Origin of the sequence: Streptomyces sp. AHA2, assembly GCF_036857595.1 — a bacterium.
Taxonomy (GTDB): Bacteria; Actinomycetota; Actinomycetes; order Streptomycetales; family Streptomycetaceae; genus Streptomyces.
The window spans coordinates 200517-225475 of record NZ_JAUQWJ010000007.1 but is presented as its reverse complement, the minus strand read 5'-3'; the positions used below and the strand labels follow the sequence as shown (position 1 = coordinate 225475).

Genomic DNA, 24959 nt, shown 5'->3' with positions numbered 1-24959 from the left:
CCGGGGAGACCCGGTCCCACAGCGTCCCACCGCGCGCCGCGCACAATCCTCACGACACCGTGACGTTACGGACGGAGCGGCACCCCGGACTGTCGTAGATACTGTGCGAAGGTTTAAGGTCTGGCTGCCCGCTGCACTGCACCCTTCGAGCGGGCCCGGACCAGAAGCGACAGCGCGGTGTGCAGCAAGGCCGGGAGGGGCTTTTCCGAGCACACACACGCCTCTGGGGGGCATGACCTATGGACCCTGACAACCGGGGACCCGAGGAGTACGGCCACGACGGCGACGGCGAGACGCCGCGCCAGCGCCCTCCCAGGGAACCCCTCACCTCCGACTTCGGGCAGCACGCACCGGCGCTGGCGCGCACCGTGCAGCTCGTCTCGGGCGACTTCCTGCTGACCGTCAACCCCGTCGACGGCAGCGAGATAGAAGTCTGCCCGCCCGCCGAGCGGCCCGCCGCTCCCGTGAAGCTCACCGCCGCCGAGCGCGCCGAGGCCGAACGCGCGTCCCGGCCGCCCGTGCCGCCCGGCCCCGCGCAGCCCGACCTGCCGCTGCTGGCCCGCCAGGACGAGCGCGAGCAACTGGTCCGCCTCCTGGCCCGCGGCCGCTCCGTCCGGCTCACCGGCCCCGGCGGCTGTGGCCGCACCCGTCTGCTCGACCTCGTCGCCGAGGACTGCTCCGACCTCGCCCCCGACGGCGTCGTCCGCCTCAGCGGCTTCGGCCGCGCCCCTGGCGATCTGCTGAACGACCTCTTCCGCGCCGTGTACAGCGCCCCCCTGCACCGCCCGGACCGGGAGACACTGCTCGCCCACGTGCGTGAGATCGGCGCCGTCGTCGTCCTGGACGACCTCGAGTTCGGCGGGGCCGCCCTCGACGAGCTGCTGGAGGCGACCCCCGAGTGCGCCTTCCTGTTCGGCGCCACCCCGGACGTTCCGGCCCCCTCGGCGGACTCCGGCGTGGAGGAGGTACTCCTCGGCGGCCTGGACCGCGCCGACGGTCTCGAGCTGCTGGAGCGCGCCGTCGGCCGGCCCCTCACCGAGGAGGAGTCCAACTGGGCGGGCGACCTCTGGTTCGAGTCGGAGGGACTGCCCCTGCGCTTCGCCCAGGCCGGCGCCCTGCTCCGCCAGCGCGACCGGCTGCGCGCCGGCACCGGCGCCGTCGACGAGTTCGGCGTCTTCGAGGACGCGCCCCCGTCCGCCTCCCTCGACCCGGCCGACGGGGACGACGTACCGCTGCCGTCGCTCGGCGAGGCCGCCGCGCCCGCGCCGCTGCTCGCCGCCCGGCTGAGCGCCTCCGCCCGCGCCACCCTGCGCTTCGCCGTCGCCCTCGGCGGTGAGATACCGCACCAGGCGCACCTGCCCGCCCTGGTCGGCGACACCCACGCCGACGCCGCCCTCGGCGAACTGGCCGCCTGCGGCCTCGTCTCCCCGGTCGGCTCCCGCTACCGCCTCGCCGCGGGCGTGCAGGCGCAACTGGAGGCCGCCGGGTACGGCGACGAGGCCGAGGCCGCCGCCCGCAGCGCCGCCCAGCACTACTCCTGGTGGGCCGGGCACCCCTCGGTCACCCCCGAGCGGGTGTGTGCCGAGGCCGACGCGGTCCTCGCCGCCCTGGCCGTCCTCGGACCGGCCGCCCGGCCGCCCGCCGAGGACGAGGAGAGCGCGGCCGTGCACCTGGCCCGCACCGCCGCCCCCGCCTTCGCCGCCGGACTGCACTGGAACGCCTGGGAGCGCAGCCTGCGCTCCGGCGCCGAGGCGGCCCGGCTCGCCGGGGACGTCGCCGAGGAGGCCTACTTCCACCACGAGCTCGGCATCCTCGCCCTGTGCGAGGGCGGGCTCGACCGGGCCCGTGCCGAACTGGAGGCCTCCATCGGCCTGCGCGGGGCCCTCGCCGACAAGCGCGGCACCGTCGCCGGACGCCGTGCCCTCGCCCTGGTCGCCGACCGCTCCGGCACCCCGATCAGCCTTGGGCCGACCGCGGCGGACGAGGTGCCCGAGGCCCGTCAGGAAGCGCCGGCGTCCCCGGCGGGCGCTGCCCCCGCGGCCTTCCCGACGCTCCAGCCCCCCACCTCGCCGGCGCTCGCCGCCCACCGCAGCACACCCGCACCCTCGCGCAAGGCCCGGGGCGGGCTGGGCGGGCTGGCCCGGCGCAACCTCGTGGCCGCCGGTGCCGGTGCGCTGCTCGTCGCCGTCCTCGGCACGGTCGTGACGCTCGGCGCCACCTCCGACAACGACCCCGGCAGGCCGTCGGACCGGGTGGGCGTCGACCCGTCCGCCAGCCAGGACGTGAGCGACGGCAGCCTGGGCGCCGACCGCCCGGCCGACGAGGGCAACGGCGACACCCAGCCGGCCGTGAGCCGTCCGACCGACCCGGGCCCCGACGGCACGCTCGGCACCGCGGACGACCCCACGCCGACGAACGGCCCGAGCGGATCGCCGGATCCCAGCGGTTCCGCTTCCGCGTCGAAGCCGCCGGCCAGTTCCAAGCCGCCCACGTCATCGAAGCCGCCGGCCAGTTCCAGGCCGCCCACGTCGTCGAAGCCGCCGACGTCGTCGAAGCCGCCGACGTCGCAGCCTCCGACCTCCGAGCCGCCCACGTCCGAGCCGCCGACGTCCGACCCGCCGCCGTCCTCGCCCTCCACCTCGAACTCGGCGAGCGGTCCGGCCTCCAGTGCGCCCGCGAGCACGATGAGCGCACCGGCGAGCGGCAGCGGTGCGCCGGGCGGCTCCCCGTCGGTGATCTGACACCCCCGGGCACACGGCAGGGCCGGGTCCGTCCCTCGGACCCGGCCCTGATCGTCGTCGTGCGACGTGCGCAGGGGATGTGCGGTCAGAACAGCCGCAGCTTGTCGTCCTCGATGCCGCGCAGCGCGTCGTAGTCGAGGACCTGGCAGCCGATGCCCCGGTCGGTGGCGAGGACGCGGGCCTGGGGCTTGATCTCCTGGGCGGCGAACACACCGCGCACGGGGGCGAGGTGGGGGTCGCGGTTCAGCAGCTCCAGGTACCGCGTGAGCTGCTCCACGCCGTCGATCTCACCGCGCCGCTTGATCTCGACCGCGACCGTCCCGCCGTCGGCGTCCCGGCACAGGATGTCCACCGGGCCGATGGCCGTCGGGTACTCGCGGCGGATCAGCGTGTAGCCCTCGCCGAGTGTCTCGATACGGTCGGCCAGCAGCTCCTGGAGGTGCGCTTCCACGCCGTCCTTGATCAGGCCCGGATCGACGCCCAGTTCGTGCGAGGAGTCGTGGAGGACCTCCTCCATCGTGATGATGAGCTTCTCGCCCGCCTTGTTGACGACGGTCCAGACGCCCTCCTCCTCGCCGGTGCCCTCCTTCAGGGTGCAGGGCGGCGACATCCAGTTCAGGGGCTTGTAGGCCCGGTCGTCGGCGTGGATCGAGACGCTGCCGTCCGCCTTCACCAGGATCAGGCGCGGGGCCGAGGGAAGGTGGGCGGTGAGCCGCCCGGCGTAGTCCACGGAGCAGCGGGCAATGACGAGACGCATGGTCGGCAACGCTACTCGACGGGCCCCTGTCGACGCGATTCGCCCTGGAAAACGCATGTTCGGTAATGGCCGATTGTGTGCAGGATGTGCTCACTGAGAGTGTCTCATCTGCGCATTTTCCTGGTGCCGTTCCTCTCCGGTGCTTACCGTATGAGCGGGAGGTCGCGATGTGTGTACGCAGCGTGTCTGGATCGCGAGCTCCCTCATCTGTCAGGCAACCCCCGCTGGTTGGGGGTGCGAGAGGAGAACTCATGTCGCTCGACGTCTCACCGGCCCTACTCGAACAGGCCGAGCGAGGCGAGGTCGACGAAGCGGAATTCGTCGACTGCGTCCGGACCTCCCTGCCCTTCGCGTGGGAGATGATCAGCTCACTGGTGGCCCAGCTGAAGGTGGACGGCGGTGCGTTCGCCGACAACCAGACGCCTCCGCCGGACGAGCAGGCGCGCGGCCAGCTGCTGCGCGCGCTGGCGAGTGACGCGATACGCGGCGCGCTGCAGCGCCACTTCGGTGTGCGGCTGGCCTTCCAGAACTGCCACCGGGTGGCCGTGTTCCCGCTTGACTCCTCGGTCGACGAGAAGCTGACGCGCTTCACCTCGGTCCGCAGTCAGGTGCTCAACCAGTCTCCCGAGTTCCGGGACTGCTGACGCGCCGTTCGCTTGCCGCTCCGTACGCGGGAGGTGCATTTTTTGTACCGGAGCGGCAAGCCCCAGGGATCCACCGTGCTTTCAGACGAGTTGGGGGAGCACCTCGGCCCCCAGCCGCCGTACGTTCTCCTCCGTCGCGGCCAGGTCGCCGGAGCCCTCGACCAGGAGAGCGAAGCGGGAGATGCCCGTCCGCTCACTGGTGGCCGCGAGCCGGTCCGCGCACAGCCGCGGGGTACCCACCGGGTGCAGGCCGCAGAGCAGTTCCGTGTACGCCAGGGGGTCGCGCATCCGGCGGGTGCGCCCGTCGACCGTGACGTGCGCCTCCAGGCCCTGCTTCAGCCAGCCCGGCATCGCCTTCAGCAGTGTCTCCGCCGCGTCCTCCCGGCGGTCCGCGATCTGGCAGACACCGGCCGACACATGCGGCGCGGCGAGGATCTCCTCGGCCGGCCTGCCGCTCTCCCGCGCGTGCCGCCGCCACAGCGCGACCATCTCGGCCTTCTCCTCGTCGCCCACGTGCATGCCGAGCAGCATGGGCAGAGCGCGCTCGGCCGCCAGCCGCACCGTCTTCGGCGAGGTGCACGCGACGACCAGCTCCGGCCCCGCCACCTCGGTCAGGGCCTCCGACGGCCGGGGCACGACCGGGACTTCGCGGAAGCGGAAACGCTCGCCGTCGGCCGACACGGACGGCTCGCGCAGCCAGCGCACGAGGACGTCCAGCGACTCCGGAAAACCCGATTCGTAGGCGTCCAGGCCCGCGCCGAAGACCTCCAGGTCGATCCACGGACCGCCGCGGCCGACACCGAGGGTGAAGCGGCCGCCGCTCGTGTGGTGCAGCAGCGCCGCCTGCTCGCCCAGGGCCACGGGGTGGGCGGTGGGCAGGACGCTGACCGCCGTGCCGACCCGGATGCGGCGGGTGCGGCCCAGCAGCAGGGCGGCCAGGGTGACGGCCGACGGGCAGGTGCCGTACGGCACGAAGTGGTGCTCGGCCAGCCAGACCGTGTCGAGCCCGGCCTCCTCGGCCACCTCGGCCGAGCGGACCGCGCGGTGCAGCGCCTCTCCCTCGCCCTGGCCGGGGAACCGGGCCCCCAGCACGAAACTTCCAACGCGCATTGCTTTTCCTGCTTCCTCGGCTCCGACGCGGAGCTCCCCCACAGCGCATAACCGTCCGACACGTGCCGAGGACACGGCCGGGCGGAGTGTTTTGCGGATTGTCTGCCGAACGGGCGGCTCCGCCGGATGCCCCGGAGCGGTTCCGCGGGGTCGCCGGCAGCGGTTCCGCGGCGGATCCCGGAGTGCGGCCCGGCGCGTCCGCCGGGGGACTTGCGGCGACGGCTGCCGTACGCCCACCCGCCCTCGCGCCGCGTAGGCTGGACGCGGCCCGTGCTTCCTGTATAGCCCCGAGAGGTGTCCCGTGTCCCCGCGTCGCAACCGACCCAAGGGCGCCGGAGCGTCCGGCCGGACCTCCGAGGACGACGGCGGCCGCTACGGCGGCTGGCAGTCCTGCGAGGACTGGCGGGGCGAGAGCTGGAGCGTGCGCCACGTGGCCGGCGCGAGCGCGCGGGGCAAGTCCTACCGCTGCCCGGGCTGCGACCAGCTGATCCCGGACGGGGTGCCGCACGTGGTGGCCTGGTCCGAGCACGCGGGCGTCGACGACCGCCGGCACTGGCACAAGGCCTGCTGGAACGCGCGGGACCGCCGCACCCCGGGGGTGCAGCGGTCCCGTAACGCGCCGAAGTTCTGATCCGGGCTCACACGTCCCGCTTCTCCAGCAGCGCGAAGGCGGCCGCGAACGCGACGGCCGTGGCGCCCAGCATGATCCACAGCGGGTCCCAGCCGGACGGGCCGGACGAGCTGAGGGAGTTGGCGTAGAAGACGCTGAGCTGGTTCGGGATCGAGTACTCGAACAGGGCGTCACGCACTCCCTGCAGCGACTCCGAGAACATGAACAGGGCGATCACCAGCGGGGCGAGCACGGCGCCGATCATGATGGTGATGGCACCGGCCGAGTGGCGGACGATCGACCCGACGGCCAGCGAGAGCAGACCCAGCAGGGCGACGTAGGCCGCGATGCCGACGGTGGCCTTGAGCCACTCGCCGCCGGTGGGGGTCCGGGCGCCGTCGCCCTCCAACATCGCCACGTGCAGGAAGGCCACCAGGGACGCCGAGACCAGCGTCACCACGAAGGCGACCGCGAAGAACACCACCCCCTTGGCCGCCAGCACCCGGCCGCGGCTCGGGCAGGCGACCATCGTGGTGCGGATCATGCCGGTGCCGTACTCCGAGGCGGTGGTCAGCACGCCCAGCGTGATGACGCACATGCTGCCGAGGAGCACCCCGAAGAAGCCCAGGCCGAGCGGGCTCTCGCCGCTCAGGGCCGGATCGGACCCGGCCACGACCACACCGGTCAGCGTGCCGATGCCGACGACGAGCAGCACGAACACGCCGAGCGTCCACAGGGTGGAACGCACCGACCTGATCTTCGTCCACTCGGAGGCGACGGCGTGCCCGAGGTGGGTGCGGACGACCGGGATCGGCGAGGTGTAGCCGGGTTCCGCCGGGCCGGCGGGGAACGGCGTGCCGGGCGCCGCGTGCCAGGCGGGCGCGGCCTGCGGCATCTGGGGCTGGGGGCTGCTCATCGGGCGTCCTCGGGCTTGGTCAGGTCGGTGGTCGGAGCGGCGGCCGGCGCGGCCGCGGCGGGCGGGCCGGCCGGTTCCCCGGCGGCGGGCGCGGGGGCCGGGGCCGCCGACGAGCCGTCCGAGGAAGCCCGGGCCACGGCGTCCTGCGGACCGGGCCGGGCGGGCGCCTCGGGGGCCGGGGGCGCGGACGGGGCGCCTGCGGAGGGAGCCCGGCTCGCGGAGGCCGGCGGGGTCAGGGGCGCGGCCGGCGCGCCCGCGGCCGGGGCCTGGCCCGCGGGGGCGAAGCCCTGCGGCGCGGGCTGGGCGTACGGGTTGGGCGTGCCCGGGGCGGAGACGCCCTGCGGCGTGCCGTACGGGCCGGAGGGGACCGGGACGCCCTGCTGGGGCGGCGGCGGGGCGTACCAGCCGGGCTGGCCCTGGCCGGGGACGGGCATGGGCGGCTGCGTGCCGGGCGGCAGCGGCTGCTGGAGGCCTTCCTTCTGGTCGGTGGTCGAGCGGTAGTCCACGGCGCCCTGCGTCATCCGCATGTACGCCTCCTCCAGGGACGCCTGGTGCGGCGACAGCTCCCACAGGCGTACGTCGTGCTCGTGCGCGATGTCGCTGATGCGGGGGAGCGGCAACCCGGTCACGCGCAGCGCGCCGTCCTGCTCCGGCAGCACGTGGCCGCCCGACTCGGTGAGCGCGGCCGAGAGCTTCTCGCGCTGCTGCGGCTCGCTGTCGGGCGTGCGCACCCGGGCGAAGTCGGCCGAGTTCGCCGAGATGAAGGCCGTGACGCTCATGTCGGCGAGCAGTTGGCCGCGGCCGATGACGATGAGGTGGTCGGCGGTCAGCGCCATCTCGCTCATCAGGTGGGAGGAGACGAAGACCGTGCGGCCCTCGGCGGCCAGGGCCTTCATCAGGTTGCGCACCCAGAGGATGCCCTCCGGGTCGAGACCGTTGACCGGCTCGTCGAAGAGCAGCACCTGCGGGTCGCCGAGCAGCGCCGCGGCGATGCCGAGCCGCTGTCCCATGCCGAGGGAGAAGCCCTTGGACCGCCGCTTGGCCACGTCCTGCAGGCCGACCACCCCGAGCACCTCGTCGACCCGCCGGGCCGGGATGCCGGAGAGCTGGGCCAGGGACAGCAGGTGGTTGCGGGCGGAGCGGCCGCCGTGCACCGCCTTGGCGTCCAGCAGCGCGCCGACGTGCCGGGCCGCGTTGGGCAGCCTGCGGTAGGGGAAGCCGCCGATCGTCACGTGTCCGGCCGTCGGGTTGTCCAGACCGAGGATCATGCGCATGGTCGTCGACTTGCCGGAGCCGTTCGGCCCGAGGAAGCCGGTCACGGCTCCGGGCCGCACCTGGAAGGAAAGGTTGTACACAGCGGTCTTGTCGCCGTAGCGCTTCGTCAGGCCGACTGCTTCGATCATGCTCCGCACCCATCGCAAGGTTCAGGACAGCGGGGCACACGCCCCCGTAAGGGTTAGGAGGATATCGAGGCGCTGACGGTTCCACCCAAGAGCGGGTAAAAAGCCGGCGGCATCCGTACCGCTAGGCGTCCCGCTTCTTCAGCAGCACGTACCCCCCGGCCAGGGCCGCCAGTACCCACAGCGCCATGATCCCGAGCCCGCCCCACGGGCCGTACGGCGTGTCGTCGCCCACGGGCGGGACCACCTGCATGATCTTGCTGCCGGCCTGGTCGGGCAGGAACCGGCCGACCTTCTTCGTCGCCTCGACGTTGCCCAGGATGCTGGAGATCAGGAAGAAGAACGGCATCAGGATGCCCAGCGACAGCATCGGCGAGCGCAGCATCGCGGCGACGCCCATGGAGAACATCGCGATCAGCGCCATGTAGAGACCGCCGCCGAGCACCGCCCGCAGCACCCCGGGGTCGCCGATCTGCGCCCGGTGCTCGCCCAGCATCGCCTGCCCGAGGAAGAACGCCGCGAAGCTGGTGACGAGCCCGACCAGCAGGGCCAGGGCCGTGGCCACCCCGATCTTGCTGAACAGGAAGGAGCCGCGCCGGGGCACCGCCGCCAGCGAGGTGCGGATCATGCCGGTGCTGTACTCGTTCGACACCACCAGCACGCCGAAGACGATCATCGCGAGCTGCCCGAGGCTCATCCCCGCGAAGCTGATGAACGTCGGGTCGAACTCCGCCCGGTCCCGCGCGTTCATCGAGTCGAACTCGCTCTTCGACAGGGCCGAGATGAGCATGCCGAGGGCGACCGTCACGACCACCACCAGGGACAGCGTCCACACGGTGGACGCCACCGACCGGATCTTGGTCCACTCCGACCGTACGACCTGTGTCACCGCCATGATCAGCCCTTCTTCCAGCCGTCGCCCCACTGCTGCTGCGGTGGGGGCGCCTCGGGGCCCGCTCCGCTCCGCGCGTGGTATTCCACCGACTCCGCCGTCAGCCGCATGAACGCCTCCTCGAGGGAGGCCTGTCGTGGGCTCAGCTCGTGCAGGGTGATCCGGTGCTGCGCCGCCAGTTCGCCGATCTGCTCGGCCTTGCCGCCGTCCACCTCCAGCACGCCGTCACCGCTCTCCACGGCCACCACCCCCGCCTGGTGCAGCACGTCCAGCAGCCGCTCCCGCTGCGGACTGCGCACCCGGACGAACGAGCGGGAGTTGCGGTCGATGAAGTCGGCCATAGTGGTGTCCGCGAGCAGCCGCCCCTGCCCGATGACGACGAGGTGGTCGGCCGTCAGGGCCATCTCGCTCATCAGGTGGGAGGAGACGAACACCGTCCGGCCCTGCGCGGCGAGCGACTTCATCAGGGTGCGGATCCAGTGGATGCCCTCCGGGTCGAGGCCGTTGACCGGCTCGTCGAACATCAGGATCCGCGGGTCGCCGAGCAGCGCGGCGGCGATGCCGAGCCGCTGGCCCATGCCCATGGAGAAGCCCTTGGTCTTCTTCTTGGCGACGCCGGTCAGCCCGACCGTCTGGAGCACCTCACCCACCCGGGCGCGCGGGATGCCGTTGCTCTGCGCGAGGCACAGCAGGTGGTTGTAGGCGGTGCGTCCGCCGTGCCAGGCCTTGGCCTCCAGCAGGGCGCCGATGCACGTCAGCGGATCCTTCAGCTGGTGGTAGCGCTTGCCGTCGATCCGGACACCGCCGGCCGTCGGATGGTCCAGGCCCAGGATCATCCGCATGGTGGTGGACTTGCCCGCGCCGTTCGGCCCGAGGAAGCCGGTGACGATGCCCGGTCTCACGGTGAACGACAGGTTGTTGACCGCCACCTTCTCGCCGTAACGCTTGGTCAGCCCCTCCAGCTCAATCATGACGGCCACGCTAGAGGGCGGCAAAGCCCTCTGCCACCCGAGCGGCAGAGGGCTTTGCGGAGGTTCAGCCTCCGTATGCCGGGCTGTTACCGGGACTGCTGGGCCGGAACCCCGCGGGAGATGGGCTCGTCCTCGGTCGGCGTGCCGGCGGCGGCCACCGCGGCGCCGGTGAGCGTCGCGAGCATCTCGCGGACGTTCGTCAGCTGCGCGTTGATGGAGTCGCGACGGTTCGTCAGCGCCGCCAGCTCGCGCTCGGATTCCGAGCGGATGCGGTCGGCCTTGGCGTTGGCGTCGGCCACGATGTCCTCGGCCTGGCGCTGGGCCGTCTCGACCGTCTGACGCGCGCGGCGCTCGGCGTCCGTGCGGAGCTTCTCGGCCTCCAGGCGCAGCTGCTCGGCGCGGTGCTCGATCTCGGCGAGGCGCTTCTCGGCCTTGGCCTGACGCGACGCCAGGTCCCGCTCGGACTGCTCGCGGCGCTTGGCGAGGTTCGTCTCGAAGTCGGCGGCGGCCTGCGCGGCCTTGGCGCGGGTCTCCTCGAAGAGGGCGTCCGCCTCCTCGCGCTTGGACTGCGCGTCCTTCTGCGCCTCGGCGCGCAGCTGGGCGGCGTCGCTCTTGGCCTTCTCGACGATCCGCAGACCCTCGTCCTCGGCCTTGGCCTTGCGGTCCGCGGAGTACGTCTCGGCGTCGTTGCGCACCTGCTGGGCCGCCGACTCGGCGAGCTCGCGGTGCTGTTCGGCCGCGCGCCGGGCCTCCTCGCGCAGGTCCTTCGCCTCTTCCTCGGCGAGGCGGAGGATCTTCTCCACACGCGCGCCGAGACCCGCGTACGACGGCTCGGCGTCGGTGATCTGGGCCTGGGCGTTCTGCGTCTCGAGGTGGAGCTCTTCGATGCGCTTTTCCAGAGCGGTGATGCGGGCGAGAGCGCTGTCACGGTCGGAGACGAGCTTGGAGATACGTTCGTCCACCTGAGCGCGGTCGTACCCACGCCGCACAAGCTCGAAGCCGTAGGGGGAAGTGTCGCTCATGGGGTTCCTGTCGAATGAGACCGGTGAGGTGATAGGTGGAATCCTAGGGGCCGGAACGGTGTGTCATCGAGCGGATGCGCGTTTGATCTGGAAAATGAGACCCCTTTTGAGTGGCTAAGCGGCGGATGGCTTGCCAAAACTTGGTCAAAGCCCCTCGATCTCCCCGGAATCGGTCCTTCCGGCCCGCTCCGGACGGCTAGCCGTCCGAGGACTTGCCACCCGATCGGGGCGCGCCGACCGTCGCTCCCGCTTTGACCCCGTTGTCCTTGGGGGCGGCCGGCGCCTCGAAGGACTCCAACGCCTCCAGCACGTCCTGGACACGGGAGATCTCGGCGTTGATGTCCTCGCGGCGGCGGACCAGCACCTCCAGCTCGCGCTTGCCCTCCTCGACCGTGCGCTTGGCCTCGCGGATCGCCTCGGCCTTCAGGTCCTCGGCCTCCCGGATCAGCGTCGACTTCTTCTGCTCGGCCTCCTTGAGCAGCCCCTCGGCCTTCTTCACCGCGGCGATGCGCACCTTGCCCGCCTCGGAGTTGGCCTCCGACACGATCTCCTTGGCCTTCGCCTGCGCCTTCGCCAGCTGCTCCTCGGCAGCCTTGACCAGGGCGTCGCAGCGGTCGCCCGCCGTCTTCATCGCCTCGGCCGACTCCCGGCGGGCCCGCTCGTGCAGCTCCTCGATCTCCGAGGTGATGCGGTCGCGCAGCTCCTCGGCGCGCTCCCTGATCTGCGTGGCGTCCCGGCGCGCGCCGACCAGCAGCTCGTCGGCGTCCGTACGGGCCTTCTCCACCAGCGAGTTGCCCTCGACCGTCGCCTCGGACACCAGGCGGTCGGCCTCCGTGCGGGCCGCGCCCACCATCGTGTCGGCCCGCTCCTCGGCCTCCGCAGTCGTCTTGTGCGCCTGCTGCTGCGCCTCGGTGAGCAGCTTGTCCGCCTCGGCCGTGGTCTCCGTGATGAGCTTGTCGACCTGCTCGGCCGCCTCGGAGCGCCGCTTGTTGGCGTCCTTGCGGGCCTCGTCCAGCGTGCGGTCGGCCTCCTCGCGAGCGTCGGCGACGACCCGCTCCGCCTCCGCCCGCGCGTCCGACTTGACGCGCTCGGCCTCGGTGCGGATGCGCTCGGCGTGCTGCTGCGCCGAGCCGACCGTCTCGGCGGCCTCGGCCCGCAGCCGCTCCGCCTCGCCGGTGGCCTCCGCGAGGATCCGGTCGGCCTCGGCGACCGACTCCGAGCGCACCCGCTCGGCCTCGCCGGCCGCCTCGGAACGCACCCGCTCGGCCTCGGCGAGGGCCTCGGTGCGCACCCGCTCCGCCTCGGTGACCGTCTCCATGCGCAGCCGGTCGGTCTCCTGCACCGTCTCCGTGGTGAGCCGCTCGGCCTCGTTGCGCGCCTCGGTGATGAGGGTGTCCGCCTGGGTCGCCGCGTCCGAGCGGATGCGGTTGGCGTCCTCGCGGGCGTCGGCCCGGGTGCGCGCGGCGCTCTGCTCCGCCTCGGCGATCGTGTCGGACGCCTCCGTGCGCACCCGCTGGGCGTGCTCGGCGACATCCGCCCGGATCCGCTCCGCCTCGCTGATCGCCTCGGACATCGTCCGCTCGGCGAGCGCCTTGGCGGCCTCGGACTCCTCGTGCGCCTCGCGCCGCAGCCGGCTCGCGTCCTCGCCGGCCCGCTCGCGCTCGGCGTAGGCGTCCGCACGGACGCGGTCCGCCTCCTCCTGGGCCTCGCGGCGCGTGCGCTCCGCGGCGTGCTCGGCGGCGGAACGCAGCCCGGTGATCTCCTCCTGGGCCTGCTCGTGCAGCCCGGCGACGGAGTCGCGCACCTGCTGGGCGTGCTGCTCGGCCGCGGACACCATCTCCGTGGCCCGCCGGTCGGCCTCCTCGACCAGCCGGACGGCCTCGGCCTGGGCCTCCTCGACGCGCTTGCGCGCCGAGGCCAGCAGCTCCTCGCTCTGCTCGCGGGCCCGCTCGCGCTCCTGGTCGGCCTCCTGCCGGGCGCTGCCGAGGACTTCCTCGGCCTCGCGGCGACGGCGGTTGGCCTCCTCCTGGGCGGCGGCCAGCGTCTCGGACGCCTCCGTGGCCAGCCGCTCGGCGGCGGCCTGCGCCTCCGCGCGCATCCGGTCGGCGCTCTCCTGCGCCTCCGACTTCAGCCGCTCCGCCTCGCTCGCGGCCTCCGTGCGCAGCCGTACGGCGACGGCCTCGCCCTCGGCGCGCGCCGCGGACGCGTCCGACGCGGCCTCGTCACGCAGCCGTTCGGCCTCGGTCTCGGCCTGCTGCTGCAGGGTGCGGATGCGCTCGGCGGCCTCGGTGCGCAGCCGCTCGTTCTCCTCGGCGGCCTCGCGGCGGATCCGCGCGGCCTCCTCGCGGGCGTCCGACAGCGCCTGCTCGGCCGCCGTCAGGCGCTCCTCGGCCTCCCGCTGCAGCCGCGCCAGCTCCTCGGCGGCCTCCGCCCGGCGCGCCTGAACGACCCGCTCGGTCTCCTCCTGCAGCTCCAGCGCCGCGCGCTCGGCCTCCGCCTTGAGGGCCTCGGCCTGCTCGACGACCTCCTCGCGGTGCCGCTCGGCCTCCTGCCGGGTGCGCTGGAGGGTCTCCTCCGCCTGCCGGCGCAGCGTCGTCGCCCGCTCGATGGCCTCGGTGCGGACCTTCTCGCTGTCGGCCTGGGCCGTGGTGCGCAGCTCGTCCGCGTCGGCCTTCGCCTTGGCGAGCAGCTCCTCGGCGGACTTCGCCGCCTCCTCGATCTGCGCCACGGCCTCCTTGCGGGCCTCGGCGCGGATCTTCTCGCCCTCCTCGACGGCGTCCGCCCGCAGCTGCTCGGCCTCGCCGCGCAGCCGGCGGGCCTCCTCCTGCAGCTCGACCGTCTTGGCGCGGTACTCCTTGGTGTCGTCCTTCGCCGCGCCCTTGAGCTCCTCGGCGATGTCGTGCGCCTCGGCCCGCAGCCGGTCCGCCTCGGCCTCGGCCTCCTTGCGGATCCGCTCCGCCTCCTCGGCCGCGGCCTTCGTGGTCTTCTTGGCGTCCTCCGACGCCTTGGTGAGGACCTCCTCGGCCGTACGGGCCGCCTTGGACAGCTGGGTGGCGGTCTCCTCGGCGGTGAGCGTGCGGGCCTTCTCGGCTGCCTCCGCGACGATCTTCTCGGCCTCGGCCCGGGCGTCCGCGACGAGCTGCTCCGCCTCGGACTTGGTGCTCTCGGCCTCCTTGGTGGCCTCCTCGACCAGCCGGGCGACCTGCTCCTTGGCGGTGCGCGTGCGCGTCTCGTTGGCCGACTCGGCGCTCGCCAGGGTCTTGGCGGCGGCCTCCTTGGCCTGCGCCACCAGTTTCTCCGACTCGGCCTGCGCCTTGCGCAGCGCCTCCTCGGCCTCGGCCATCCGCTGCTCGGCGGCCTTGGTCAGCTCCTGGGCCTCGCGGCGCGCCGACTCCGACTCCGAGACGGTGGACGTGCGCAGCTGCTCGGCGTGGTCGGTGGCCTCCTGGGCCTGCGTGGAGGCGGCGTTGAGGAGCCGCTCGGCGTCCGTGCGGGCGCGCCGCAGGATCTGCTCGGCCTCCGCCCGGGCCTCCTCGGCCGCGCTGGTCAGCCGCTGCCGGGCCTCGGTCGCCAGCCGCTCGGCCTCCGCGCGGGCGGCGGCCAGGGACTGCTCGGCCTCCGCGCGGGACTCCTCCAGCAGCCGGCGGGCCTGCTGCTCGGTGCGGGCGCGCAGCTGCTCGGCCCACGCCACGTTCTCGTTGACGTGCGACTCGACCGTCCGGCGGCGCTCGGCCAGCTCCTGGTCCAGTTGCTGGCGGCGGGTGACCGCCTCCTGGTGCAGCTCCGCCTGGAGGCGGGCCGCCTGCTCGGCGTGCTCCTGCAGGATCCGCTGGGTCTGCGCCCGGGCCTCGCTCAGCTCCCGCTCGGCGTCCGTGCGGATCTGGTCGGCCTGCATCTGCGCGTTGCGCAGCAACTGCTCGGCCTGCCAGCCGATGTCGCCCCCGTCGAAGGAGGGCCGGGTCATGATGGTGCGCCGCGCCTCGTGCAGCTTGGCGCGCAGTACCTCGACCTGGTAGCCGAGGTCCTCGGCGTGCTGGATCGCCTTTTCCCGCTCGGTCTTCAGCCGCTTCATCTCGGCTTCGAACCGAGAGAGGTGGTCGACGTCAGCCGCCGGCTCTCGCTCCTGGCTCTCGTAGCCCCGCACTGCGCGGTCCCATCCGTCCCCTGGTCGAAACTCTTTCCGTACGAGCTCCGTCCATCCGCCGAACGGGGCCCCCGGGGAATGGTGTCAGATCATCGGCGGAGCAGAGGCTGCTGCCCCGACGCTCGTCCCCCGAAACCCGGACCCCGGTGGTCCTGCCGTCGCACGGCGGGACCGCGGTCACCCTGGCTGAGCGGCGACCGCACCCAACCCTACCGGCCCCTATGTACGAGGGTCAGTGCTCAGGTGACTCAACAGGCGCCGAAGTGACCAGTTCTGTCAGCACTCCATGACAGTCCTTGGGGTGCAGGAAGGTGATCCGTGACCCCATGGAACCGCGCCGGGGCTCTTCGTACAGCACGCGGACGCCCTTGTCCTTGATGTCCGCGGCGTCCGCGTCGACGTCGGCGGTGCCGAAGGCGATGTGGTGGACGCCCTCGCCGTTCTTGGCGAGCCACTTCGCGACGGTGGAGTCCTCCCGGGTCGGCTCCAGGAGCTGCAGGTAGGTGGCGCCCCCGTCGGACGTCTCGTTGATCTTGAGCATGGCCTCGCGCACGCCCTGCTCCTCGTTGACCTCGGAGTGGAACACCTCGAAGCCGTAGGTGGCACGGTAGAACTCGACGGTCTTGTCCAGGTCGAAACAGGCGATCCCGATGTGGTCGATTCGCGTCAGCATGAGTTCAGTGCAGCGCCCCGGAGGTGGTTACGCAACGTGCGCGCGATCACACCGACGGCCCGATGACGGCACGGAGTGCCACTCAGTACATTCGAAGTAAACCCTCGTTCACTCCTCGGCTGTGCAGCCGGTAAGGGGATCGCAGCTCATGTCTTCTGCAACGACCAGCTCGGTGATCGTCTCGGGTGCGCGTACGCCCATGGGACGGCTGCTGGGCTCCCTGAAGTCCTTCTCCGGAGCCGACCTCGGCGGCTTCGCGATCAAGGCCGCCCTCGACCGTGCGGGGATCGGCGGCGACCAGGTGCAGTACGTGATCATGGGGCAGGTCCTCCAGGCCGGAGCCGGGCAGATCCCCGCACGCCAGGCCGCGGTCAAGGCCGGCATCCCGATGAACGTGCCGGCGCTGACCATCAACAAGGTCTGCCTGTCCGGCCTCGACGCGATCGCGCTCGCCGACCAGCTCATCCGCGCGGGTGAGTTCGACGTGATCGTCGCCGGCGGTCAGGAGTCCATGACCAACGCCCCGCACCTGCTGCCCAAGTCCCGCGAGGGCTTCAAGTACGGCGCGGTGCAGATGCTCGACGCCATGGCCCACGACGGGCTCACCGACTCCTTCGACGGCGTCGCCATGGGCGAGTCGACCGAGAAGCACAACACGCGCCTGGGCATCGGCCGGTCCGAGCAGGACGAGATCGCCGCGCTGTCGCACCAGCGGGCCGCCGCCGCGCAGAAGAACGGCCTGTTCGAGGCCGAGATCACGCCGGTCGAGATCCCGCAGCGCAAGGGCGACCCGGTGCTGTTCAGCAAGGACGAGGGCATCCGCGGCGACACGACCGTGGAGTCGCTCGGCAAGCTGCGTCCCGCGTTCTCCAAGGACGGCACCATCACGGCCGGTTCCGCCTCGCAGATCTCCGACGGCGCCGCCGCCGTGGTCGTGATGAGCAAGGCCAAGGCGCAGGAGCTCGGCCTGGACTGGATCGCTGAGATCGGCGCGCACGGCAACGTGGCCGGTCCGGACAACTCGCTGCAGTCGCAGCCGTCCAACGCGATCCTGCACGCGCTGAAGAAGGAGGGGCTGGAGGTCTCCGACCTCGACCTCGTCGAGATCAACGAGGCGTTCGCGGCCGTCGCGGTGCAGTCGATGAAGGACCTCGGCGTGTCCACCGAAAAGGTGAATGTCAACGGTGGCGCCATCGCGCTGGGTCACCCGATCGGGATGTCCGGTGCCCGGCTGGTGCTGCACCTCGCGCTGGAACTGAAGCGGCGCGGCGGCGGTGTCGGCGCGGCCGCCCTGTGCGGCGGCGGCGGCCAGGGCGACGCGCTCATCGTGCGCGTGCCCAAGGCCTGAGTCCCGTACGTCCCTGATCTTCTGAACGGAGCTGTGATGCAGGACGTCCCCACGCTGGTGGCCCAGGCCAGGGAAGGGCGGCCCCGGGCCGTGGCCCGGCTGATCTCCCTGGTGGAGGGGGCGTCCCCGCAACTGCGGGAGGTCATGGAGGCGCTCGCTCCCCTGACGGGCGGCGCGTACGTGGTGGGGCTGACCGGGTCGCCGGGCGTCGGCAAGTCGACGTCGACCTCGGCGCTGGTCAGCGCCTACCGCAAGCAGGGCAAGCGGGTCGGCGTGCTCGCCGTCGACCCCTCCTCCCCGTTCTCGGGGGGAGCGCTGCTCGGCGACCGGGTGCGGATGTCGGACCACGCCTCCGACCCGGGCGTGTACATCCGGTCGATGGCCACGCGCGGGCACCTGGGCGGGCTGGCGTGGGCCGCGCCCCAGGCGATCCGGGTCCTGGACGCGGCCGGATGCGACGTGATCCTCGTCGAGACGGTGGGGGTCGGGCAGTCGGAGGTGGAGATCGCCTCGCAGGCGGACACGTCCGTGGTGCTGCTGGCGCCCGGCATGGGCGACGGCATCCAGGCGGCCAAGGCCGGGATCCTGGAGATCGGCGACGTGTACGTGGTGAACAAGGCGGACTGGGACGGCGCCGACGCGACGGCCCGCGAGCTCAACCACATGCTGGGGCTGGGTGAGGCGCGCGGGCCGGGGGACTGGCGCCCGCCGATCGTGAAGACCGTCGCGGCGCGGGGAGAGGGCGTCGACGAGGTCGTCGAGGCGCTGGAGAAGCACCGGGCCTGGATGGAGGAGCGGGGAGTCCTCGCGCAACGGCGGATGTCCCGGGCCGCGCGCGAGGTCGAGACGATCGCGGTGACGGCCCTGCGCGAGCGAATCGGGGACCTGCACGGGGACCGGCGCCTGGGGGCGCTGGCGGAGCGGATCGTGGCGGGGGAGCTGGACCCCTACCGGGCGGCCGACGAACTGGTGGCGGGCCTGACGGAGGGCTGAGCCGGGCGCCTGCGGCGGCCGCTGCGGGGGTGCGGGTGCGTGTGGTGCGGTGGCGCTCGGCGCCGGGGCGCGGGTCGGGGGCGTGGCGGGGGTGTCCGTCCTCGGAGCGGCGCGATGGGGTCGGACATCGACTCGCTGTCCGTCGACGCGCCAACCGCTGCGGACGGACACCCCCCCCGACGCGTCCCCTTGCGGACAACGGCGGGTGCGGGCGCGTCCGGCCGCCGCGACAGGCCCGCCGCCCGTCGGCCCGGCCGCGGGCCTGCCGTGCCTCACCCGGTGCCCCGGGCGCCGGCGGTTCCCTCCGGCACCGAGTCGCGCGGCGCCCCGGCGCGACTGCGGGCGCCGGGGCGGTTGCAGCGGGGAGCGGGCGGTCAGTCCTGGTCGTCGTCGGCGTCGTCGTCCTGGGTGTCCGAGCGGTCCGCCGTGACCTCGGCCTTGTCGAGGCCGATCGTCCAGTCCTGCCCGGTGCCGCCCTGCTTGCGGGTCTCGGCCTCCCATGCCTTGCCCTTGCCGTCGTCGTCGAGGTCGACGGACGTCACCACGCCCTTGCCGGCCGCGGCCCTGGCCGCCTCCTCGGCCGTCACCGAGGAGCCCTTCAGCGCGGCCCGCACCTGCGCCGTGTCGTCCTCGTCGTCCTTCTGCGTCCCGAGAACCTCGCCGCTCGACGGGTCGACGCTCACACTGCGCCAGGTGCCGTCGCCGGACAGGACGTCGACCTGCCACACCGCCTTGCCGCCGTCGTCCTCGTCGTCGAGCTCGGCGGAGACGGCCGTGCCCGAGGTGTGCTTCAGCGCGGAGGCGATGGCCTCGGCCGCCGTGACGTCCGCGTCGACGGCCTGCCCGGCCTCGTCGTCCCGGTCCTTGCGGTCGTCGGCGTCGTCACGGTCGTCGCGGTCGTCGCGGCCGTCGTCGTCGGACACCCGGGTGTTCGCCGTCTGGCGCGCCGGAGCGTCGTCGTCTCCCGTGGTCGCGAGGGCCGTGGCGGTACCGCCTCCGATCAGCGCGGCGGCGGTCACGGCGGCGATCACGATGTTGCGCTTCATGCGGGTTCCTCCCGAGTCGTTTCGCTTGTCGATGTGTTCGACTCTGGCCGACGGAGGCTGAGAGGAACCTGAAGCCCCCTGAAGGGATCTTCAGCTTCGCTTTGCGACTCTGGACTCATGCGCCTGTTGATCGTGGAGGACGAGAAGCGGCTGGCCCTGTCGCTCGCCAGGGGCCTGACGGCCGAGGGGTACGCCGTGGACGTCGTCCACGACGGCCTGGAAGGGCTGCACCGGGCCTCGGAGGGCGTCCACGACCTGGTGATCCTGGACATCATGCTGCCGGGGCTCAACGGCTACCGGGTCTGCGCCGCCCTGCGCGCCGCCGGCCACGACGTGCCGATCCTGATGCTGACCGCCAAGGACGGCGAGTACGACGAGGCCGAGGGCCTCGACACGGGCGCGGACGACTATCTGACCAAGCCGTTCTCCTACGTCGTGCTGGTCGCCCGGGTGAAGGCGCTGCTGCGCCGGCGCGGGCAGGGCGGCGGGGCGTCGCCCGTGCACGTGCACGGGGACCTGAAGCTCGACACGGCCGCCCGCAGGGTCTTCCTCGGCGAGGCCGAGATCGCCCTCACGGCCAAGGAGTTCTCCGTGCTGGAGCAGCTCGTGCTGCGCCCCGGCGAGGTCGTGTCCAAGTCGGAGATCCTGGAGCACGTCTGGGACTTCGCCTACGACGGCGACCCGAACATCGTCGAGGTGTACGTCAGCACCCTGCGGCGCAAGCTGCGCCCGGGGCTGATCCGGACCGTGCGCGGGGCCGGGTACCGGCTGGAGACGGCGCCGTGAGCCGGCTGTTCGGGTCCGTGCGGGCACGGGCCACGCTGGGGGCCACGCTCGTCGTCGCGGTGGCGCTGGTCGCAGCCGGGGCGGCGGTGCTGCTGTCCCTGCGGTCCAACCTCATCGGCGAGGCCGGCACGCAGGCCGAGCGCTCCGCCCGGGCGGTCGCCTCCGAACTGGCCACCGGCACGCCGTACGGCAAGCTGTCCGGGCTGGACGGGGACGACGGGCCGGTGCAGGTGCTGGACGAGGACGGGCGGCTGGTCGCCGCCAGCGAGGACCTGGAGCGGATCAGCGGCACGGACAGCACCCAGGTGAAGCCGCGCCCGGCCGCGTCGCCGGACGGGGACGACGAGGACGGCTCCGACGGCACGGGCGCGAACCTGGAACCGGGCGAGATCTCCGGGGAAAGCGTCTTCAGCAACGGCTCCGCGACGATCGACGGGGACGCGGAGGACTACCGGTTCGCCGCCGTCGAGGTGGAGACCCAGGACCGCGGTCAGCTCACGGTCTACGCGGGCTGGCCGCTGGCCGCCGAGCACGGGGCGGTGCGCACCGCGCTGACGGTGATGCTGATCGGCTTCCCGCTGCTGCTCGCCGTCGTCGCCGGCGTGACCTGGCTGGTGACCCGGCGGGCCCTGCGTCCCGTGGAGGGCATCCGGCGCGAGATGGCCGCGATCACCCGGTCCGAGGACCTCGCGCGGCGGGTGCCCGAGCCGGACACGCACGACGAGATCGCCCGGCTCGCCAGTACCACCAACGAGACGCTCGCGGCCCTGGAGACCTCCGTGGAGCGGCAGCGGCGCTTCGTCGCCGACGCCTCGCACGAGCTGCGCAGCCCGATCGCCTCCCTGCGCACGCAGCTGGAGGTGGCCGCCGCCCATCCGGAACTGCTGGACCTCGACGGAGCCGTGGAGGACACCGTGCGGCTCCAGCGGCTGGCCGCCGACCTGCTGCTGCTCGCCCGGCTGGACGCGGGGGAGCGGCCCGGGGACGCGAGGGTCGACCTCGCCGCACTGGCCCGGGAGGAGGCCGAGGGGCGGACGGGGGTGCGCGTGGAGGCCGAGCCGGTGGAGGTGGCCGGGTCCCGGGGGCAGCTGGGGCGGGTGCTGGCCAACCTGCTGGACAACGCGCAGCGGCACGCCCGGTCGGCGGTGACGGTCGGTGTGCGGCGGGAGGGCGACCTGGCCGTGGTCGGGGTGGCGGACGACGGCGACGGGGTGCCCGAGGCGGATCGGGAGCGGATCTTCGAACGGTTCGTCCGGCTGGACGCCGCCCGCAGCCGTGACGACGGAGGCGCCGGACTGGGCCTGGCCATCGCCCGGGACGTCGCCGTCCGGCACGGCGGTACGCTCACCGCCGGGCGGGGACCCGCAGGCGGAGCCCTGTTCGAACTCCGCCTGCCGCTCGTCTAGCGGGTCAGGGGCGCCCGCGCTGGCCGCGCAGGTGCTCCGCGATGGGCTTGAGGGCCTTGTCGAGCTCCGTGAGGGTCTCGGGGGGCAGCAGATCGATGAAGTGCCTGCGCACGGACGCCACGTGGTGCGGCGCGACCTTCCGCATCGTCGCCATGCCGTGGTCGGTGAGGACCGCGTAGAGCCCCCGGCGGTCCGACTCGCAGTTCTCGCGCCTGACCAGGTGGGCGTTCTCCATGCGCGTGATCTGGTGCGACAGGCGGCTCTTGGACTGCATCGTGGCGGAGGCGAGATCGCTCATCCGCATCCGCAGGTCCTCGGACTCTGAGAGGTTCACGAGGATCTCGTAGTCGTTCATCGTCAGGCCGAACGGCTGCAGGTCCTTCTCGAGCTGGTACGTCAACAGCCTGTTGACCTCCAGGTGGGTGCGCCAAGCGCACTGCTCCGCATCGGTCAGCCAGCGGGTGGCCGTCTCGGTCTCCATGAATGAAGTCTACCTAAAATGTTGAAAGGCGAACTAGTGAGGGGTGGCGTGTGACGTCCCCCACCTGGCGAACAATCGTGCGCAGGCGTTCGATGTCACACTCCGCAGACTACCGCTCACAGCCCGAAGCGACGCTGGAGGTCTCCCAGCTGTCCGGGAAGGCGCGGTACCCCGGACTGCCCGGCCTGCGGACCGTGTGCCCCCGCGCCGGGTACCCCCGCCTGCTGCGGGACCGTCCCCGTCGCCTGCTCCGCCATCAACGTCTCGGACGACTGCAGCAGCACCGTCCCGGCGCCCACGAACTCGAACTGGTGCTCCTCGCCGGAGGCGCCCCCGAGGCCCGTCAGTGCACGTAGACCGCCCATCACGCCGGTCATGTAGCCGTGGTCGTAGTGGTGGCAGGGCGAGGGGCAGTCGGCCCAGCCGACCAGCGCCTGCGGGTCGACCCGGACGGGGGGCTCCATGAAGACCACCGGGCCGTTGGACGCGGCCACGAACTTGCCCGTCCCGATGAGCGTCAGGAAACCCGGCACGATCGATTGTTTCAGCGACAGACTTGGCTGAAAAGCAAGCAAGTTGCCCGAGCGAATGGTCAGGTTGCCGTCCTCGAGGTCGTACGAATTGACGTCGAAAGCCCGGTCGGCCAGGAGCATTTTGCCCGACCCCTCGGCCACCACCCAGTCGCTGGCGTGCAGTGGCGAATGGAACGAGGTGCGCACGAGACGGTCCAGCCGGCCGTGCCCGACACCGTTGAAGTCGATCGAGCCGTAGTAGGCGATCATCTTCCCCTTCTGCAGGAACCACTGGCTCCCCTTGAGCTCCACGCAGAAGGTGTAGGGGTTGACGTTGTCGTCGGGCGGCAGGGTCGCCGGGTCGAAGACCGCGGGGCCGGCGCCCGGGGTTCCGTAGGTGCTCACAGCTTCTCCTCCGACGCCTGGACGTACACCGCACCGCTGCCGCTCAGCTCCAGCTGGAACGCCTCGCCCGAGCCGCGGCCCACCATGTCCCGCCAGCCCAGGGCGGTCGACAGCTTGTTGCGGACCTCGCCGTGGTGGGCGACGTAGGCCTGCGGGTCGACGTGCACCGGGCGCTGCGGGGTGATCGGGATCTCGATGACGCCGCCGTGCGCCATGACCGCGACGGACCCGTGCCCCTTCAGGGTGGTCGTGAACAGCCCCTGGCCGCTGACCTGGCCGCGCACCATGCCCATCACGCCGCCCTGCGAGCCCAGGAACATCGTCCCCTGCCGGAGCGTGCCCTCGAAGGCCAGCAGGCGGTCCGCCTCGACGTACAGGGTGTCGCCGGCCAGCCGGATCACCTGGATGTGGTGGCCACCGTGCCCGAACAGGACCGTGCCGCTGCCCTCGACCGTCATCAGCGGGGTGTCCTCGTCGGCGACCCGGCGGCCGATCATCGACATGATCCCGCCCTGGCCACCCGCCGTGTTGGGCGTGAAGGACACCTCGCCCTTGTACGCGAGCATCGCGCCGCGCTGGCTGAACAGCCGCTGGCCGGGCGCGACCGTCGCCTCGACCATCTTCCCGTTGATCTCCCGGAAGCCCATCTCACACGTCTCCCGCGATCGTGTTCCGCTCGCTCGGCTGCACGTACACCAGGCCGTCCCCCTCGAACCGCATCTGGAACGCCTCGCCGCCGCCCTCCCCGAGCAGCGTGCGGAAGGTCACACCGGACTGGAAGGACTGCCGCAGGTTCCCCTGGTGCGCCACGTACGCGCCCGGGTCCACGGTCAGCGGGTACTGCGGGCTGACCCGCAGCACCACCGCCGGCCCGTCCGACATGATCGCCGCCTGGCCGTGGCCCTCGAGGGTCGTGGTGAACAGGCCGTTGCCCTGGGAGGCGCCGCGCAGGCCGGTGAACTCGGTCCCCGTGCGCAGCGCGCCGTCGGTGGCGAGCAGATTGCTCGACTCCACGTACAGCTTGTCGCCCTGCACGCCGACCAGGTTGATCTCGGAGGCGCGGTCCGCGAACCAGCAGGTCCCATGGCCCTTCACCTCCATCAACGTCATCTGCTCGCCGGTCAGCCGCCGGGTCACCATGCCCCGGATGCCCTCGCCGCCGCCGCTGAGTTTCCTGAAGGCCATCTCGCCGTCGTACGCGACCATCGAGCCGTTCTTCGCCTTCACGGCGTCCCCGGTCATGTCGACGGCGAGCACCTTGCTGCTCTGAAGTCGGAACATCGCCACGTAGGCGACGGTATCCGCAGGCCGGGCCCCGCGGACAGAGCCCCTGGGCGGAGAACGTCCCCGACCGCACCCCTAGGGGCCGGGGGGCCCGGACGGTTTGCCACAATGGGCCGGGACGCTTGTGCGTGCGTTCACAAACCATTCTCTCTGCCACCGAAGGTGACCCGTGGACCTCAAGACCGCCACCGCCCTCCGCCGCCTCCGCCTGGTCTCGGCCCCCGAGGCGATCTCGTTCCTGCTCCTGCTGGTCTGCTCGGTGCTGAAGCGGACCACGGACTTCAACGCCGTGCCGGTGATGGGGGCGGTGCACGGAGCGCTGTTCGTCCTCTACGTGATCTTCTGGGCCGACGCCTGGAACCGCGCCAAGTGGCCGCTGGGCACCGCCGCGCTGTACTTCGTGCTCTCGGTGCTCCCGGCCGGCGGCTTCTTCGCCGAGCGCCGGCTGCGGCGTGAGGCCGAGGACGCGGTCATCGCCTCCCGCGTGCGCAAGGAAGGCGTGGTGAACGCGTGATCGTCGCCTTCTCCGTGACGCCGCTGGGTGTCGGCGAGGACGTGGGGGAGTACGTCGCCGACGCCGTGCGGGTGGTGCGGGAGTCGGGGCTGCCGAACCGCACGGACGCGATGTTCACCTCCGTCGAGGGGGAGTGGGACGAGGTCATGGACGTCGTCCGGCGCGCGGTCGCCGCGGTCGAGCGCCGGGCCCCCCGGGTCTCCCTCGTCCTGAAGGCGGACATCCGCCCCGGTGTGACCGACGGACTGACCTCCAAGGTGGAGACGGTGGAGCGGCACCTCGCGCGGTAGCGCCCGCCGCGGGT

23 protein-coding genes are annotated in these 24959 nt (G+C 72.6%); 9 read left to right on the top strand and 14 right to left on the bottom strand.

Annotation, left to right across the window (positions count from 1 at the left end; genetic code table 11):
* Nucleotides 1-239: 239 nt before the first annotated feature.
* The gene (locus tag Q5694_RS17150; protein WP_333933934.1) at nucleotides 240-2741 is read left to right on the top strand and encodes an ATP-binding protein; all 2502 of its coding nucleotides are present in this window, start codon (nucleotides 240-242) and stop codon (nucleotides 2739-2741) included.
* A gap of 85 nt (nucleotides 2742-2826) precedes the next feature.
* Here the strand turns inward: Q5694_RS17150 and nucS are convergent, their stop codons facing one another.
* Entirely contained in the window at nucleotides 2827-3498 is a 672-nt protein-coding gene (gene nucS, locus Q5694_RS17145; protein WP_333933933.1) for an endonuclease NucS, read from the bottom strand.
* Nucleotides 3499-3749: 251 nt separating this feature from the next.
* Between nucS and Q5694_RS17140 the strand changes: the two genes are divergently transcribed.
* Nucleotides 3750-4142, top strand: coding sequence for an SCO5389 family protein (locus Q5694_RS17140; RefSeq protein ID WP_333933932.1), 393 nt, complete (start codon nucleotides 3750-3752; stop codon nucleotides 4140-4142).
* Nucleotides 4143-4223: 81 nt separating this feature from the next.
* On the opposite strand, the gene Q5694_RS17135 is transcribed toward Q5694_RS17140, so the two are convergent.
* A complete protein-coding gene (locus tag Q5694_RS17135) occupies nucleotides 4224-5252 on the bottom strand; it encodes an LLM class flavin-dependent oxidoreductase (protein ID WP_333933931.1) in 1029 nt (342 codons plus the stop codon).
* Nucleotides 5253-5553: 301 nt separating this feature from the next.
* Here Q5694_RS17135 and Q5694_RS17130 point away from each other — a divergent pair, with 301 nt between their 5' ends.
* The gene (locus tag Q5694_RS17130) at nucleotides 5554-5883 is read left to right on the top strand and encodes an ATP/GTP-binding protein (protein ID WP_333933930.1); all 330 of its coding nucleotides are present in this window, start codon (nucleotides 5554-5556) and stop codon (nucleotides 5881-5883) included.
* Between the two features lie 7 nt (nucleotides 5884-5890).
* Here Q5694_RS17130 and Q5694_RS17125 read toward each other — a convergent pair whose 3' ends face one another.
* The 7 genes from Q5694_RS17125 to mce all read right to left on the bottom strand — a co-directional run bounded on the left by Q5694_RS17125 (nucleotide 5891) and on the right by mce (nucleotide 15880).
* Nucleotides 5891-6778, bottom strand: coding sequence for an ABC transporter permease subunit (locus tag Q5694_RS17125; protein ID WP_333933929.1), 888 nt, complete (start codon nucleotides 6776-6778; stop codon nucleotides 5891-5893).
* Entirely contained in the window at nucleotides 6775-8181 is a 1407-nt protein-coding gene (locus Q5694_RS17120; protein ID WP_333933927.1) for an ABC transporter ATP-binding protein, read from the bottom strand. Before Q5694_RS17120 ends, Q5694_RS17125 begins: the two co-directional genes overlap by 4 nt.
* 121 nt (nucleotides 8182-8302) lie before the next feature.
* A complete protein-coding gene (locus Q5694_RS17115; RefSeq protein WP_333933926.1) occupies nucleotides 8303-9073 on the bottom strand; it encodes an ABC transporter permease in 771 nt (256 codons plus the stop codon).
* A gap of 2 nt (nucleotides 9074-9075) precedes the next feature.
* Nucleotides 9076-10041 (bottom strand): ATP-binding cassette domain-containing protein, encoded by a 966-nt coding sequence (locus Q5694_RS17110; protein WP_333933925.1) that lies wholly within the window; start codon nucleotides 10039-10041, stop codon nucleotides 9076-9078.
* 86 nt (nucleotides 10042-10127) lie between these two features.
* A complete protein-coding gene (locus Q5694_RS17105; protein ID WP_333933924.1) occupies nucleotides 10128-11063 on the bottom strand; it encodes a cellulose-binding protein in 936 nt (311 codons plus the stop codon).
* A gap of 196 nt (nucleotides 11064-11259) precedes the next feature.
* Nucleotides 11260-15207: a polarized growth protein Scy gene (scy, locus tag Q5694_RS17100; protein WP_333933923.1), complete on the bottom strand. Its 3948-nt coding sequence runs from the start codon at nucleotides 15205-15207 to the stop codon at nucleotides 11260-11262.
* Nucleotides 15208-15439: 232 nt separating this feature from the next.
* A complete protein-coding gene (mce, locus tag Q5694_RS17095; RefSeq protein WP_333933921.1) occupies nucleotides 15440-15880 on the bottom strand; it encodes a methylmalonyl-CoA epimerase in 441 nt (146 codons plus the stop codon).
* 148 nt (nucleotides 15881-16028) lie between these two features.
* On the opposite strand from mce, the gene Q5694_RS17090 reads away from it, so the two are divergent.
* On the top strand, nucleotides 16029-17228 hold the full coding sequence (locus Q5694_RS17090) for an acetyl-CoA C-acetyltransferase (RefSeq protein ID WP_333933920.1): 1200 nt from the start codon (nucleotides 16029-16031) through the stop codon (nucleotides 17226-17228).
* A gap of 36 nt (nucleotides 17229-17264) precedes the next feature.
* Entirely contained in the window at nucleotides 17265-18221 is a 957-nt protein-coding gene (gene meaB / locus Q5694_RS17085; RefSeq protein WP_333933919.1) for a methylmalonyl Co-A mutase-associated GTPase MeaB, read from the top strand.
* A 374-nt stretch (nucleotides 18222-18595) separates the two neighbouring features.
* On the opposite strand, the gene Q5694_RS17080 is transcribed toward meaB, so the two are convergent.
* Nucleotides 18596-19267, bottom strand: coding sequence for a PepSY domain-containing protein (locus Q5694_RS17080; RefSeq protein ID WP_333933918.1), 672 nt, complete (start codon nucleotides 19265-19267; stop codon nucleotides 18596-18598).
* Nucleotides 19268-19384: 117 nt separating this feature from the next.
* Here Q5694_RS17080 and Q5694_RS17075 point away from each other — a divergent pair, with 117 nt between their 5' ends.
* Together Q5694_RS17075 and Q5694_RS17070 are read left to right on the top strand one after the other, a co-directional pair.
* The gene (locus Q5694_RS17075; protein WP_333933917.1) at nucleotides 19385-20053 is read left to right on the top strand and encodes a response regulator transcription factor; all 669 of its coding nucleotides are present in this window, start codon (nucleotides 19385-19387) and stop codon (nucleotides 20051-20053) included.
* On the top strand, nucleotides 20050-21459 hold the full coding sequence (locus Q5694_RS17070; RefSeq protein WP_333933916.1) for a sensor histidine kinase: 1410 nt from the start codon (nucleotides 20050-20052) through the stop codon (nucleotides 21457-21459). Before Q5694_RS17075 ends, Q5694_RS17070 begins: the two co-directional genes overlap by 4 nt.
* Before the next feature lie 4 nt (nucleotides 21460-21463).
* Here the strand turns inward: Q5694_RS17070 and Q5694_RS17065 are convergent, their stop codons facing one another.
* From Q5694_RS17065 to Q5694_RS17050, 4 genes are all read right to left on the bottom strand, one after another.
* On the bottom strand, nucleotides 21464-21940 hold the full coding sequence (locus Q5694_RS17065; RefSeq protein WP_333933914.1) for a MarR family winged helix-turn-helix transcriptional regulator: 477 nt from the start codon (nucleotides 21938-21940) through the stop codon (nucleotides 21464-21466).
* A 116-nt stretch (nucleotides 21941-22056) separates the two neighbouring features.
* Nucleotides 22057-22857: an AIM24 family protein gene (locus Q5694_RS17060; protein ID WP_333933913.1), complete on the bottom strand. Its 801-nt coding sequence runs from the start codon at nucleotides 22855-22857 to the stop codon at nucleotides 22057-22059.
* Nucleotides 22854-23504, bottom strand: a complete 651-nt coding sequence (locus Q5694_RS17055; RefSeq protein WP_333933912.1) for an AIM24 family protein — start codon at nucleotides 23502-23504, stop codon at nucleotides 22854-22856. The genes Q5694_RS17060 and Q5694_RS17055 overlap by 4 nt, the downstream gene beginning before the upstream one ends.
* 1 nt (nucleotide 23505) lies before the next feature.
* Nucleotides 23506-24138 carry an AIM24 family protein gene (locus tag Q5694_RS17050; RefSeq protein ID WP_333934085.1) on the bottom strand — a complete coding sequence of 211 codons (633 nt, stop codon included), beginning with the start codon at nucleotides 24136-24138 and terminating at the stop codon, nucleotides 23506-23508.
* A 172-nt stretch (nucleotides 24139-24310) separates the two neighbouring features.
* On the opposite strand from Q5694_RS17050, the gene Q5694_RS17045 reads away from it, so the two are divergent.
* Nucleotides 24311-24655: a DUF3817 domain-containing protein gene (locus Q5694_RS17045; protein ID WP_333933911.1), complete on the top strand. Its 345-nt coding sequence runs from the start codon at nucleotides 24311-24313 to the stop codon at nucleotides 24653-24655.
* A complete protein-coding gene (locus Q5694_RS17040; RefSeq protein ID WP_333933910.1) occupies nucleotides 24652-24945 on the top strand; it encodes an MTH1187 family thiamine-binding protein in 294 nt (97 codons plus the stop codon). The genes Q5694_RS17045 and Q5694_RS17040 overlap by 4 nt, the downstream gene beginning before the upstream one ends.
* Nucleotides 24946-24959 lie beyond the last annotated feature (14 nt).